General features: G+C 68.6%; 11 protein-coding genes. 9 read left to right on the forward strand and 2 right to left on the reverse strand.

Features of this window, described 5'->3' with window-relative positions; all coding sequences use genetic code 11:
• Positions 1-76: 76 nt before the first annotated feature.
• Together ABT078_RS34265 and ABT078_RS34270 are read left to right on the forward strand one after the other, a co-directional pair.
• The gene (locus ABT078_RS34265; protein WP_502981449.1) at positions 77-1774 is read left to right on the forward strand and encodes a DUF7380 domain-containing protein; all 1698 of its coding nucleotides are present in this window, start codon (positions 77-79) and stop codon (positions 1772-1774) included.
• A gap of 225 nt (positions 1775-1999) precedes the next feature.
• A complete protein-coding gene (locus ABT078_RS34270; RefSeq protein ID WP_351234790.1) occupies positions 2000-2203 on the forward strand; it encodes a cold-shock protein in 204 nt (67 codons plus the stop codon).
• A gap of 105 nt (positions 2204-2308) precedes the next feature.
• On the opposite strand, the gene ABT078_RS34275 is transcribed toward ABT078_RS34270, so the two are convergent.
• The gene (locus ABT078_RS34275) at positions 2309-3007 is read right to left on the reverse strand and encodes a hypothetical protein (RefSeq protein ID WP_351234792.1); all 699 of its coding nucleotides are present in this window, start codon (positions 3005-3007) and stop codon (positions 2309-2311) included.
• A gap of 708 nt (positions 3008-3715) precedes the next feature.
• On the reverse strand, positions 3716-4075 hold the full coding sequence (locus ABT078_RS34280; RefSeq protein WP_351234794.1) for a GntR family transcriptional regulator: 360 nt from the start codon (positions 4073-4075) through the stop codon (positions 3716-3718).
• 375 nt (positions 4076-4450) lie between these two features.
• On the opposite strand from ABT078_RS34280, the gene ABT078_RS34285 reads away from it, so the two are divergent.
• From ABT078_RS34285 to ABT078_RS34315, 7 genes are all read left to right on the forward strand, one after another.
• Complete coding sequence (locus ABT078_RS34285; protein ID WP_351234796.1) at positions 4451-5179, forward strand: hypothetical protein; 729 nt, start codon at positions 4451-4453, stop codon at positions 5177-5179.
• A gap of 261 nt (positions 5180-5440) precedes the next feature.
• Complete coding sequence (locus ABT078_RS34290) at positions 5441-5824, forward strand: hypothetical protein (protein ID WP_351234798.1); 384 nt, start codon at positions 5441-5443, stop codon at positions 5822-5824.
• Positions 5821-6030 carry a hypothetical protein gene (locus tag ABT078_RS34295; protein ID WP_351234800.1) on the forward strand — a complete coding sequence of 70 codons (210 nt, stop codon included), beginning with the start codon at positions 5821-5823 and terminating at the stop codon, positions 6028-6030. The genes ABT078_RS34290 and ABT078_RS34295 overlap by 4 nt, the downstream gene beginning before the upstream one ends.
• 139 nt (positions 6031-6169) lie before the next feature.
• The gene (locus ABT078_RS34300; RefSeq protein WP_351234802.1) at positions 6170-6463 is read left to right on the forward strand and encodes a WhiB family transcriptional regulator; all 294 of its coding nucleotides are present in this window, start codon (positions 6170-6172) and stop codon (positions 6461-6463) included.
• Positions 6464-6752: 289 nt separating this feature from the next.
• A complete protein-coding gene (locus tag ABT078_RS34305; protein ID WP_351234804.1) occupies positions 6753-8900 on the forward strand; it encodes a protein kinase domain-containing protein in 2148 nt (715 codons plus the stop codon).
• A 587-nt stretch (positions 8901-9487) separates the two neighbouring features.
• Entirely contained in the window at positions 9488-12394 is a 2907-nt protein-coding gene (locus tag ABT078_RS34310; RefSeq protein ID WP_351234806.1) for a LamG domain-containing protein, read from the forward strand.
• Positions 12395-12614: 220 nt separating this feature from the next.
• On the forward strand, positions 12615-13658 hold the full coding sequence (locus ABT078_RS34315) for a hypothetical protein (RefSeq protein WP_351234808.1): 1044 nt from the start codon (positions 12615-12617) through the stop codon (positions 13656-13658).
• The last annotated feature ends 555 nt before the right edge of the window (positions 13659-14213 follow it).

The raw sequence follows: 14213 nt of genomic DNA on the forward strand, positions 1-14213 counted from the left end.
GCCCGTCGCACATGCTGCGGCGGGCCCGATCGCTGCGCCCGGCCGATCCGCAGACAGACAGGAGCAGCGGGTGGCAATGGCAGTGCAGGACTCGGTCCTCGAGGAGCTGAACAGAGCATGCACACCGTTCACCTCCTACCAGTCGGTGGCCTCCGCTCTGGCAATAGCGGCCGACGAGGAACGTAGCGACACCGAGGCCGACCACCTGCACGCGCCGTGCGCGGCGATGCTCTTCTTCACCCAGCCCGACGGCACCTTCCGGGGCGACTACATGGGGCCGGGGCCCGAGCCATGGCCGCGCCGGGCGGACGAGCTCTCGCCCGACGTCCACGCTGTCTGGTCCGCCTACGCCGACGCGGCCAGCCATCCGACGGTGCGTGCCCGCCTGCACCACCTGCTGTGGACCATTCGCCACGGCGACCGCCCCGTCACGCACCTGCAGGCTGCCATCGCCGGCTACCGGCAAGCAGTCCCCGGCCTGCTGACCGGCACGGAACCCCTCGTCACGGCCAACCGGTGGACGGCCGGCCAGGCCCTGAGAGCCGCCCACACCCTGGCCGTCGCGACTCGCCAGCCTGAGCTCGGAGACATCGTCACCGAGATGCTCGGCCTCGCCGACACCGCGCTCGGCTGGCCCGAGCACGCCCCCGGCGTCGTCTGCGCCATGACCGAACCGCTCCTGGCGGACAAGATGAACCACACGCAGCTGCGCCCGCTACTCGAGCGCGCCATCGACCACTACCGCAACGATTCCCACAGCCACATCGCGTTCCTCGACCAGCTGCGCCGCACCGAGCCCGACCCGGACGCCCAGCGCCAGATCGACGAGCGCATCGTGGCGGCCGCCACAACCAACGCCGACCAGCTCAGCGGCCTCGCCAAGCTCACGCAGTTGGAGGAGGCCGCCGTCCTCGCCCGCGACCGCGGCCTGGCAGATGCCCTGGACCGGATTCGCCGCACGCAGCAAAAGCTCACCCCCAAGGACCTCGAACTGACCCCCATCGTCACCTCGCTCCAGCTGCCGACGCACCTCATCGACGCCGCACGCGCCGTCATCGACGAGGCCGCCGACCTCGAGCAGGGCCTGCAGACCATCGCCGCCACCACCCCGGCCCTCGCCGACCCGACCGAGACCGACCAGCACGGGCTCATACGGCTCCCTACAGCGCTGCTGAACCTCAACGGGCCCGTGGTCACCGCCGTATCCGACACCGAGAGCCCCACCGGACAGCACCTCATCGACACCCGAGTCCTGTCCCTGGATCTGCACGGGCTCCTCGTCGCAGCCCAGCTCGACCGCATCAACGAACGCTTTGCCCCCACCCAGGATCAGCTGCTCGCCCTCCTGGAGCGTCCCCCGCTTGCGCCGGCTGCCCGGATGCGCGGCCTGGCCCGCGCCTTCATGGCCTTCTGGGACCACGATGACGACGTCGCCATCGCCCTGGTCCTGCCGCGCATCGAGGGCCTGCTGAGGCGCCGTCTCCAGGCCGCCGACGTCCCCGTCATCCAGCACGCGAAGGGCGACCGCCCCGGCCAGGTCAGCCAGCTCGGAACCCTCATCATGGGCATGGAAGCAGCCGGGTACCCCCACCCCTGGCCGACAGTTTTCCGCGCGCTGATCGGCGGTCCTGAGGACGGCATGAACCTGCGCAACAACGTCCTCCACGACCTGGTGGACACCCCGCCCCGCCACCGCATCGCTCTGGCCCTGCAGGCCTCGCTCGCCGTGTTCTTGCTGCTGCCGGAAGATGACGAACGGACCTCGACCTCGTGACCGGGCGCATCGAAGGTGAAGAGCCCCCTGTGGTTGCAGCATGGCCGTTTCCGTGATCGCGGAGGCCCGGCCGTGTAGCGTCGTGTCCAGCTGTCGTGGTTCCGAAGTCCCTTCCGCCCGTGAGCATCACGGGCGGTTTTGCTGTTCAGCACCGCTGAGGACCCGGCGAGCACCTCCGGCCCCGCACGGTGCGGGAGCCGACATCGAGTCCCTTGGAGGGCATGCATGGCCAGCGGAACCGTGAAGTGGTTCAACGCGGAGAAGGGCTTCGGCTTCATCCAGCAGGACGGCGGAGGCCCCGACGTCTTCGCCCACTACTCCAACATCAACACCAGCGGCTTCCGTGAGCTCCGGGAAGGCCAGCAGGTGACGTTCGACGTCACCCAGGGGCAGAAGGGCCCGCAGGCGGAGAACATCATCCCCGCGTGAGCCAGAGAGGCCTGTCCGTCCCCGCACGGGCGGGGACGGACAGGACCGCGCCTGAACCGGCGCAGCGCGTCACCCCGTGCTGTTGTACCGGGGGCCGCGCGCTGGCTACACCTCAGCCGCAACCTTCTCCTCGGTCGGCGCGCTCTCGGCGGCAGGGCCGGGCACCGAGACCGTGGCGGTGTCATTCTCGGGCGCCGTGAAGAAGACGGCTGTGCCCTGCTGGTGGCGCTCGGCCCGGCTGTTGCGAATGAGGGTGTTCAGCGCGTTGCGCACCAGCTGGGTGTTGGTGACTGCGCGCTTCGGGTGCGCCTCAGCCAGTGCCGTGACCAGCTCGCCAGCTGTCTTCGGGTCGCTGGTGAGGAGGCCCTGCACCAGCTCATGCAGGGCGGGCCGGGTCTTCTTGGCCGCCGCTTTCTGAGGCTTCGCTGCGCCGCGTGGCTTGGACTGCGACTGCGTCGCGTTCTCCTGCTGGCGTCGGGGGGCGGCGGCCGCCTTCTTCGCCTTCGCGCTGCGTGGCTTTGGAACAGCCTGCGGCGCGGCTGCCTCGCCGGACGTGGCATCCGCTTCGCCGCTCGCAGACTTGGCGGCCCGTTCCTTCACCGGCGTTTCGGGCGCCCCAACGCCCTTGGTCCCGCACATTTCGGAGAGCAGCTTGTGGTCGTGCTGGAGCCGCTCGAGACGTGCTTGCAGGTCGGCCATCTGCGAGCGAACGCGCTCCTGCTCCTGGGTATTGGTCTCCAGAACGGCCGCAATCTGCGCTGTGTACTGGTCCTGGGGCTTGGTGTTGTCCGGCTCGTTGGGCACGGCAACTCGCTCTCGTCGTGGGGTGGTGTGCCACGGATGCTACATACCCCGAGCGGACGGTAGTTGCGATACGGGCGATATGCACTCTGCCGGGGTGCCACTGACCCACCGTCATGCCCCGACGCACGAAGCCACACCCACACACCGGCGCCAGCCGGGCAGGGGCGCCGGGGGTTGGTTTCCGGCATGATCGTGATGCCCGCGGATCAGCGCTCTGGCCGCGGGCAACCCTCATCCCCGTCGGCCGGCCCGTTGGGCGGGGTGACCGTGTCGGGGTCCGCGGCGGCATCGGCTTCGAGGTGATGGGGCGCCGCGGACCTGGGCCAGGCTCCCTCAGCGTGCCGATGAGCATCGGGGCGGGGCAGGGAGACACCCAGTCGGCGGGCTTCAGCGCGCGCCGGGTGCCGCTGCTGTCATATGGTCGCCATACCGCTGGCTTGACAGGACGCCAGTAGGCCATGGGCGACGCCCGGCATCCGGGCGTCGCCCAATTCAGCCGCACACACGGCGGGCGCCCGGCGTATCGGTGTCACGCCGCGCCCCGAAGCGCCGGCTGCCCATTCCGTGGCCTGCACCTCGGCCACGGTCGTCGGCCTCGCCGAACGGCGGTAGCTGACCGCGCCCGTCCCCATGGCGGTCACGGGTCGGGGACGCGGAGGCTCGGCACTGCTGGCGCATGGGCGCCTGTCAGGCGGCCGGCGAGGCAACCTACGCCAGTACGTCCGCCATGCCTGTGCGCCACCGTTCCAGCTCTTCGACGCGCCGGCCGAGCTGCTCCATCCTGTGCTCAAGGTCTTGTACATACGCAGGCGTTGCCGTCCTGCCGACGGCCCCATCAGGCGACATGCCGACCACGTACACGGCCTTTCCCTGCTGACCCCGCACCACACCCTCGCTCTTGAGGATGTGCATTGCGGAGTTGATCACCGAGTTCGACACCCCGTACTGCTTCATCAGCTGTGACATGGAAGGCAGAGCGGCCCCGGGCGCCAGCACACCGGTGCGGACCTGCCTGCGGATCAGCTCGGCGAGCTGCTGGTACGCGGGTATGCCGTTGGGCTCGATCACGGGGAACCCCTCTTTCCGCTCTGAGGACGCTAGGTGCCTTGTGTCTAGCCGACCGAGGAAGCCCACACCCACCTCGCGGTGCTTGCGTCCCGCCAGGCGGCACTCGTAGGTGGGCTCGCGTTCCGTCTCGCGGACTGCGGCCCGAAAGGCCGGTGCGCGCGGGTTTCGTCCCCCAGTTGCTGCCACGCATTCGCGCGGGCCCTCGGCAGGGTCCGGGACTACCGGCGCACTCCCGTAGGGCGGAACACGCACCCGATCCGTCGCCCGCCGGACGGGAGGAACGGTGGCAGACACGTTGAGCGAGGCCAGGGGTGTTGCAGTGTGGGCGGAAGCCGTGGCCCTCAGAGGAGGCCGCGATGTCTGAGGGGACAGCGAGTGACGCGACTGTTCGACCGGCAACTTGCGCAGCCGGATCCGCCCACGCTGTACGACTTCCTGCAGACCGTCCAATACACCGACAACGACGATCCAGGCGCTGCGAAGGCACGCGTGATGCTGGCCCGCCCGGACATTGCCCGGATGGCGCGCAGCGTGCGGGCCGGTGGCACCGGCGTGCGGGTCCGGGAGGTTGAGGGAGCCCACGTCGTCGCCGCCGAAGCGGTCCACGACCGCGTGGCACGCACACCTGCCCCGGTACTCTTTGCTCGGCTGTGTGAGCGCTCGGTCCTGCCACAGCACGAGGTGACCTTCATCGAGGCACAGAAACTCCGCTCCCTGGGACCTGTGACCGCCTTCGGATGGCTGGTCAAAGCCGATCCGACGCCCGACGGGTACACCCTGCAGGCGTACCTCGCCACGGAATGGGGACGAGGCAAGCTCTTCTCCCCGCTCGCCGCCTGCGACCTCGACCTGGACGAACGAGGGCGCTACCGACGCGAAGCGGGCACGGACGGCCCCGCCGCCCAGTTCTCCACTCCGGACGATCCACAGCGGCCTGGGGTTCTTTCAGGAATCCTGGACCCGATCCTGCCGGGCCTGATGGTCACTGTCGGCAGCCTGCTGGCGACCCTGGCCGTACTCGCCCACCATCCCAGCTCCCTGAGACCGTCCCGGACCAGGCACAGTCAGCCGCCTACCAGCGCCGCGCGGGCCGACCTCTCGTGACCTACCGCCGGATCCCCAAGGACGCCGCCGCCCTCCAGGAGCTCTTCGCCGGCCTCGATGCCACTTCGTGAGCCGGGTTGCTCGGGCTTGCGCTCACCGAACCCTGAGCCCTGGTGACGGAACCGCAGTATGTGAATGATCCGCGGCGCTCGCCAACTGGCCCGTGTTCTAGCGGGGTTCGCCAGGATTGCGACGATCGCATTTTCATGCGATCGTCGCAATCATGATCTGATCGCTGACATCGCAGCCCTCGTCGCCCCCATGCCCACGCCCGACGACGTCTCACCCGGCGAGTTCTACCCCGACGCCTGCGAGCAGGTGGAGCGGGAGCGTGCCGAGCATGCCGCCGACCTGCAGGCCCAGGCCGACGGGCTGGACGAGGACCCCGTCATTCTGGCGATCGGCAACGCCCGCACCAGGCGGGAAGCAGCCGAGCGCGAGATCCGCCTGCTGCTTGCCTATGCGAGGGAGTTCCACGCCGACCGCCCCTACAAGCTCGAACAGCTCGCCCAGGCTGCCGGGATGACTCCCTCCGGGGTGCGCACCGCCTTCAAGGACGGCGAGGTCGGTGCGGTGGCCAAGCAGATCGGCCGCCGGGCGGACGGCCGCCGCTACCGGGACCGGGCGGATGGAGAGCGCCCGTGAGCGGGGAGGTCGACGGGCAGGGCTGCACCTGCCCGCACCCGTGGCCCGCACTGACCACGGTGATTGAGGGGCACCGCTACCCGGTCACGCCCGCACCTGCGCACATGCCTGCCTCCGCGCTCTACCTCGCTCACTGCGCCGGGTGCGGTGCCCGCTACTTCGGCCCGTGGAAACGCCTCCCGTCCACCACGCCGCACGCCGCCTGACAGGCCACCGCCACCCACCGGCCTCGCGGCCTGATCAGGGGCACGGGAGCGGCAGCGACGTCCGTCCCCGGCCGGTCCGGGAACCGACGGCGGCACCGAGTCGTTGCTGTGCGGCAAGGAAGGCGAGGAGGGGGACGACATGGCCGGCGCGAGCGCCCACTGGCGTATGGAGGCTGCCTGCCGGGCGGCGGACTCGGAGGAACTGTTCGCCGAGGCCGCGAAGCAGAACCGTGCCAAGGCCGTCTGCGCCGGGTGCCCGGTACGTATCGCGTGCCTGGCCGAAGCCCTGGACAACCGGATCGAGTTCGGCGTGTGGGGCGGCATGACGGAGCGCGAGCGCAGAGCCCTGCTGCGTCGCCGGCCCGGCGTCCGCTCTTGGCGGGTGGTGCTGGATGCGGCCCGCGGCGTACGCGAGCAGCCGCGCGCGAGCTGACCCCGGCCGGCCACGAGCTTTCCGCGCGTGGGCGGAGCCTAGCGCACGCAGCGGGGTGCTGAGTCGGTGACGCGGGTCCTGGGAGGCGGTCACCCGAAGGGCGCCATCCCTGGACACCTCCGCCGATGCGCCGCGCCTGGCACCCGCCCCTGTGAACGGAGTCCGTTTGGCGGTGACGCGGGATGCGCTAACCTCCGTGCTTCTCAGAGGAATTGGGATTGTGGACCCTCCGGCTCACGTTGGCGCGTGGAGGAGGGCTCGGACACCGCGGAGTCGCAGGAGAGGGCCCTTGAGCTGGCAGGACGAGACGACGCCGTCGGCGGTCGGGGAGTACCACATAGAACGCCGTATCGGTGCGGGCGGCATGGGGGTCGTCTATCTGGCTGTGTCGCCGTCGGGCCGACGGGTCGCTCTGAAGGTCATCCGCGGGGAGTTTGCGGGGGATGCCGATTACCGCGCCCGGTTCCGGCATGAGATCGAGGCCGCGCGGCAGGTCAGCGGGGCGTTCACGGCTCCGGTGGTGGGCGCCGATGCCGATTGCGACCCCCCGTGGATGGCGACGCAGTACTTCGACGCCCCGACCCTTTCGGAACGCGTGCATGGGAGCGGCCCGTTCGACGAGGACGCCGTGTGGCGGCTGGGCCGGGGACTTGCCGAGGCCCTGCGGGACATCCACCGCGCCGGCCTGGTGCACCGCGATCTGAAGCCGAGCAATGTGCTCCTGACCGAGGACGGCCCCCGGGTCATCGACTTCGGTATTGCCCGCGCGCTGAACGCGGAACGGCTGACGCAGACCGGCAAGATACTCGGCACCGTGTCCTTCATGGCCCCCGAACAGCTGAGGTCCCCACGTGACGTAGGGGCAGCGGCCGACGTGTTCGCACTCGGCGGGCTCCTCACCTACGCGGCAACGGGCCGCGGGCCGTTCGACGGCGACACCGGAGCCCCGCCCATCGCCATCGCCATGAACATCGTCCAGGACGAGCCGGACCTGGCGGCAGTCCCGGCTGCTCTGCACTCCGTGATCGAGCAGTGCCTGTGCAAGGACCCGACCGGCCGGCCCTCACCCACCGAACTTCTCGCTCTGCTTCAGGCGAAGGGTGTAGCGGCGGCGGGCCCGGAGAAGTCCCGGGCGACGCCGGGACCCGTCGGCCTCGCGCACCGTTCACGGCTGCGGCCCCGGACCCGCACCTACATGGTGGGCGCCGTGGCCGTGATCGCGGTCGCCGTGGCGGTGCCGATCATGCAGAGGGGCGGTGCGGGAGGCGACCGTGTCGATCCCCGGGGCTCCGCAGCGCCCTCGCGTTCGGCCTCGCCATCGGCCTCGGCCTCGTCGGTGCCGGCTGCTCCCGCCGTCGAACCAGTGGCGGCCGTGCGGCCGAAGGGATGGGCTTTGTGGGAGAAGAAGCCGACCATCGCCCTGGAAACCCTCGGGGGTGCCCGCCCCGCCTGCGCCAGTAGCGGGGATGTTCTCTTGTGCACCCAGCCGGGTGTGGTGGCCGAAAGGTTCGATGCCGCCACCGGGCGGGTCATGTGGCACACGGGGCACACCTCAAAGCCCTCGCGGCCGGCGCCGGGCGTGTTCGCGGGTCTCGCGGGAGAAACGGCCCTGATTCTGGACTTGGACCAGGACCAGCTCGTGGCCCTCGACGTGAAGACCGGTGAGCGGCTGTGGGCGACCCGGGAATCGGGGGCCGATCATCCGACCGTGCAGAAGTCCACGGTCACGACGGTTCACGCGAACGGGGAGGACGGAACACGGATCGACCGAAGGGACGCACGGACCGGAAAGCTCCTCGCGTCCAGGACCCTTCCCGCCGGCGCCTGGTACGACGTCTTCGACGGCGGGGACGGCACGCTGCATCTCATGACGACCAGCAACTTCTTCATCACGTCTGTCGCCGTCCTTGACCCCGCCACGTTGCGCACGACCAAGACCCTCGCCACATTCGACGAGGACCCCGGGACACCAGTCGCGGCAGACCGCGACGCCGTGTCCTTCCTGCTTCACGGCAAGAGCATCACCCACGTCGCCCGCGCCGACGGAAAGGTCCAACGCGTACCCCTGCAAAACCCGCAACGCGGCGCCGCCCACGCAGAGGACGGCACCTTGTACATCAGCCGCACGGACGGCACGCTGGCCTCATACGACCTGCGCACGGGCAGACGGCACTGGGCCGCAGAGACACAAGGCGAGGCCCCCGCCCGACCGGTGCTCGCCGACGGGCGTCTGTACAGTCTGGCCAGCGACGGACGGATCACCTGCGTCGATCCCGCCACGGGAAAGATCCTGTGGCGGAGCGCGGCGCGCCGCGACCCGAACGCGGATCTCGCGCCCATTGGCGAGCCGAAGCCGCCACCCGTGGTCCTGAACGGTGTCGTGTACGCGGGATCCAGCACAGGGTCCGTTTTCGCGATCGCCCAGCCCACAGCGTGAGCGCACATGAGCGGAGTTCCGCGCACGGAGGGATGCAGATTCTGATAATCGGGCGAACGTGCCCGCCGAACGGGCCTGCTGGCGAGCGGATCCGCCAGGGCGTCCCTACTGTGAGAGACAGGCGGGGACGCCGCCCGAGGGCTCCCCGGCCGGGGCCCGCCGCCACGTCGCACGTTCGGCGGGCCCAGTACCCACCTTCAAGCCGCCCGATAGCTCGACCGTCGTTCAGGCTGGTCAGGGCTGTACAGGGCGGCCGGAACGCCAGCACGGAGCGCTGCCGACCCGGCGTCCGCTCCTGGCGGGATGTGCCGGAGAAGCCTGCGGCGAGTATGGGCAGCCGCCGGCGAGCTGCCCCCGCCGACCAGGGGCTTCCCGCACGTGGGCGAATGATCGTCTCCGGAGCGCCGGTCGGCTGCCCCCGTCGGCGGGCTACACGCCATTGATCAACATCGCGCTGCCCGTGACGCACTTGGTGATCAGGCACCGGGTCCGGGCGACCACGCCCGCCGTGAAATACGGCGCAGCTGTTACTACGGCCGGCGGGCATGATGTGGGACTCCGCCGGCGACGCCGGTACGCAGCCCCAGATGCTGCCCCGTGTCTCCGACGACAGCGAGGAGCCGGCGGAGGGCGCTCAGGACCCTGCGCAGCCCGACGCGGGGGACACGACTGCCGTCCTCCCGGTCCAGGTCGCCGATGGCTCGGTGAGCGTGGTTCCCGACCAGGAGCTCCTGCGCGGCGAGGACACCGTCTTCCCGGTCTACATCGACCCGCCGATCGGCACCGGGGCCTCGGAGAAGTCGGTGATCTCCTCCGATGGGGATCGCTGGTGGAACTTCGACGGCGACTACGGGGTGGGCCGTTGCTACCGGGTGGGCCCGTGGTACTGCGACGCGGACCACACCAACCGGATGCTGTTCGAGTTCGCTCCGACCAAGATCTCCGGTATGCATGTGCTGGACGCGACGTTCCGCGCGTATGAGACGTGGTCGTTCTCGTGCAGTCCGCATGAGATCGAGCTGGTGCGGACCGGCAACATGTCGGAGGCTACTCGCTGGCCGGGCCCGTCTGAGCTGGACCACATGGGTGACCAGAATGTGTCGGCGGGCCGCGGCGCCAACTGTTCCCCGGAGCAGCCGGACAAGTGGATTGAGTTCCATGACAATCCGGCGGAGACGGACGAGAACCTCACGGCCACGGTGAGGAGCTTCGCTGACGGCAAGTTTTCCCGGCTCACCCTGATGCTGAAGGCGAAGGACGAGGGGGACGCGGATGCGTGGAAGCGGTTCGAGGACAACGCCGACATCCAGGTCATCTATGTCCCCAAGCCGTACCTGCCGAACAACGTCGGCGTCATCCCCGGCTATGGCAATGAGCAGTACTGTTCCAAGGACGCCGACACTCCCACGATCGTCACCCGGGAGGACCCCACGATCCAGGGGATGGTGCAGACCCAGCAACAGCCCCAGGGGAACGAGTTCCGTGGATCTCTGCGTGCGCTGTTCAACACCGAATACCTGAAGAGTGACGGCACCTGGGCCGACGCCTTCACCGTCAACGTGCCCTCTTCTGGCTCGGTTCCGGATGACACCGAGGTGCCCTTCCGCATCCTTGGGGTGGCGGAGGGTGTGAAGTACCGGTTCAATGTGCTGACCGAGTCGTACTGGACCTGGGGCGGCGAGAACGGGAAGTTGTCCTCCGGCCGATCCGCGTGGTGCTACTTCAAGTACGAATCAGAGGCACCAAAAGTTCCGACTGTCATCGCCAACACTGTGTACACCGAATGCGCCGACACCTGCGTTGCCTCCGGTGCCCCGGGCAAAGCCGGTAGCTTCACGTTCAAACCGAACCCTGCGGACACGGACATCACCGGATACCGGTGGCGGTTGGGGAGTACCGAACTGTCTGGAGCGACGGAGGTCACCGGCAGCTCCGTGACCGTATCAATCACGCCGTCTCAGGCGGGCGTTCAGACGCTGACCGTCTGGGCCATGGATGTCCCCGACCGCTACGGCGACCCTCGCTCGTTCAAGATCTTTGTCATGCCGGGGACGCGGGACACCAGCCGCTGGAGCTTCGCAGAGGCCACTGGATCCACGGCAAAGGACACAGGTGCCGAGGGCAGCACCCGGTACGACGCCACGCTGATAGAGCCGCTGGCGAACACCATGACTCGGTCCCCGCTAGGGCGTCTTGGCGACGGTGACACCTCAATCGCGCTCAACACAGCCATGACCGATCCCGCCAAGCAGGTCGGCTACGCCGCCACGAGTAGCCCGCCGGTCAGCACCAAGGAGTCCTTCACGGTGTCGGCCTGGGTGTATCTGACCGATACCACGGCCAACCGTGCGGTCCTGTCCGCTCCGGGCGCGCATGACTCTGCTTTCACACTGCTCTATTCGCCGACGAAGAAGACATGGGTGTTCAAGCGGGGGTCGAAGGACGCTGCGGATGCGGTGGACATCGTGACCGTTGCGGATCAGCCTGCGACGGCGAGTGTGTGGACGCATGTGGCCGGCGTGTTCGACACGAAGGACGACACCGACGCGACGAACGACACGATTGAGCTGGTCATCAACGGGCGCCCGCAGGGTGAACTTGTCGCCAGCAGCCAGTCCACGAGCTACACCGCGTGGACCTCGCCCAGTGGCCTGCAGTTCGGGCGTACGCAGACCAAGGGTGGCCCATTCGCCCAGTACTACCGCGGCAATATCGACGAGGTCGCCGTCTGGCAGCGTGCCCTGCAGCCGAGCGAGCTGCGCAACGAAGCGGAAGGGATCCAGCCGGGGAGCAACCTCCCGGCGGTGCCTTTGATCGCTCACTGGGACGCCACCACTGCCACCGGGACGGAACTCACCAACCTCTCGGACTATCCGGTCGCGCCGCTGGAGCTGTCCGCGTCGGGTGCGGAACTTGCCGGCGGAGAGGGGGGCCTTGTGCTGAATGGCACGGCCGGCTATGCCTCGATGACCGGTCCGGTCCTGGATGAGACCGGATCGTTCACCGTCTCCGCCACGGTGAACCTGGACAAGGTAAAGCTGGCCAACGTGGGCGACCGCGCTTACGTCTTTGGCCAGGCCACCCCGCTCGGGGGTAAGTCGTCCTGGGCGCTGTGGGTGGAGAAGCGCGCCGACGGCCACTGGTGGACGTTCGGACGCACAGCGACCGACGCATCAGGCGCGGTCATCGACAGCGCCCAGGTCGCCTCTAAGGATGCTTCGCAGGGCTCGGTTCACGTCACCGGCGTGTTCGATGCGGATGAGTCCATCACAGAGGGGCATGGCGCTACGAGCCTGTATGTCGCCGATGCGCCCACAGTCCCGGGCGTCGACGCTGCCTTCACCGTACCCATGCAGGGCAGCGGCGTGCTTGTGGCAGGCCGGGCAGCCGGATCCACCGAGGACTACCTGCCCGGCAATCTGTATGACCTGCGCATGTGGGCAGGCGCCATGACCGCCGACCAGGTCTTCGAAAAGATCATCGAAGCCTCGTAACCCGGCTTGGAGTGCGGTCATCAGCGTGGGGGCGGATTCATCGTGTCCCGCCCCCACGAGGCCTATCTGCTCGTATTCGCTCCTTCACGGCGTACCAGCACGGAGCAGTCTTCTCCCCTGCCGACTTTGCGCGGCCAGACAGAAACGGATTTGCATGAAACCGTTCATGCCGCCTGCTTTCAGGCGGGGTCGGAATCACAGACGCACCCGCACCGGGCCTATGCGGCATGTCGCCACGGTTGTTGGCTTCAGCCTGATACCTGGCCTGCTCACTCCTGTCGCCTTTGCTGCTCCGGCCGATACCCTGGGCAGGCCAGAGCCGAAGGCACCGAAGTCGCAGAAAGTGTCCCGGTTCACGGGCAAGCTGGACAAGAAGACAGCTGCCCTGCTGAAGAAGGCTGCGGAGGCCGGCCGTGCCGATACGGCCCGCGCGAAGAAGGATCAGGGGAAGACGGTCTCCTGGCCAAAGGCGGGCACGGCAACGATCACAGTCCCGTCGGATGGGGCCGCCAAGGCTTCCCCGGGTACTCTCGCGCTCACGCTGACTCCGCCGAAGCCCGCTAAGAACGCGAAGTCTGTCAAGGCTGCGGGCAGTGTCAAGGTCAATGTGCTGGACCAGAAGCAGGCGGCTGCTCTGGGTGTGAAGGGTGTCGTCCTCACCGTCACCGGCCCGGCCACCGGCGGTGCGACGGAACTCGGGATCGACTACAGCAAGTTCGCCTCCGCCTATGGCGGTGACTGGGCGGGTCGTCTGCAGGTCCTTCGCCTGCCGGATTGTGCGCTGAAGGATCCGGCGAGCGCGAAGTGCCGCATCCGCACGCCCATGGCCTTCACCAATCACCGCAAGAACAACCGCCTCGACACCGAGCTGTCCTTCAAGGCTGCTCCCACTGCGACAGCCCGCGCACCGAAGACGGCAGCCGCTCCGGCCGCGGGGCAGACGATTGTCCTTGCGGTCGCGGCCGGGACACAGTCCGGTTCGGGTGACTACAAGGCCACCCCGCTCGCATCGTCCTCGTCGTGGGAGGCGGGCGGCTCCTCCGGCTCCTTCACGTGGTCCTATCCGCTGCGTGTACCGCCGTCGGCGGTCGGCCCGAAGCCGTCTCTGACGATCTCGTATGACTCGGGCAGCGTGGATGGCCGCACGGCCAACACGAACAACCAGGGCAGCACGGTCGGCGAGGGCTTCGACTGGCAGAAGTCAAGCAGCCGTCTGGCCCCGGGATGCGCCGAGTGCTTGGCCGGATGGGGCGATGTGTCCTGACGTATCTTCTCGTCTACGCAGCCGCATGGCTGATCATCGCTCTGTTTTTCCCATGGGAGGGTGAACCATTCACCCTTGTAATGGAGACAAGTCTGATCTTGCTAGGGTTCATCGGCACTCCAACGCTGATCCTTGGGCTCCTTGCGGGGCTCAATCACACCCGGATGGACCCCACCCGGTTCCGGATCGCGCTAGCGGTGCCCATGCTCGTGTTCTGTTGGCCGCTACTGGCGTCCAGCACGGCCGAGCCGCTACTACTCCAGTTGGTGGCCCAGCTTGCGTTCGTATGGCTGACGCCGGCGCCCCTCGTACCCGAGAACTGGGAGGGGCAGCCGTAGCAGACCGGTAGAACGAACGGTGCCCCGGCGGGCTCCCTCGCCGGGGCATCAGTGTCTGATCGCCTCATGAACCTCCTCAGTACAATTCCGCCTGCCTGGACTACGGCGGGTCCAGCGACCGTCGGCGCAGGCGATCCCCTTGCCGCCCACCTGCTCGCCTCCCACCACGCCGCCGTCGGCCACAGCCCCTGCGTCGGATCTTGGGGGTGTCGTCGTC

The sequence above is a fragment of the Streptomyces sp. NPDC002133 genome (genome assembly GCF_040296405.1).
Taxonomy (GTDB): Bacteria; Actinomycetota; Actinomycetes; order Streptomycetales; family Streptomycetaceae; genus Streptomyces.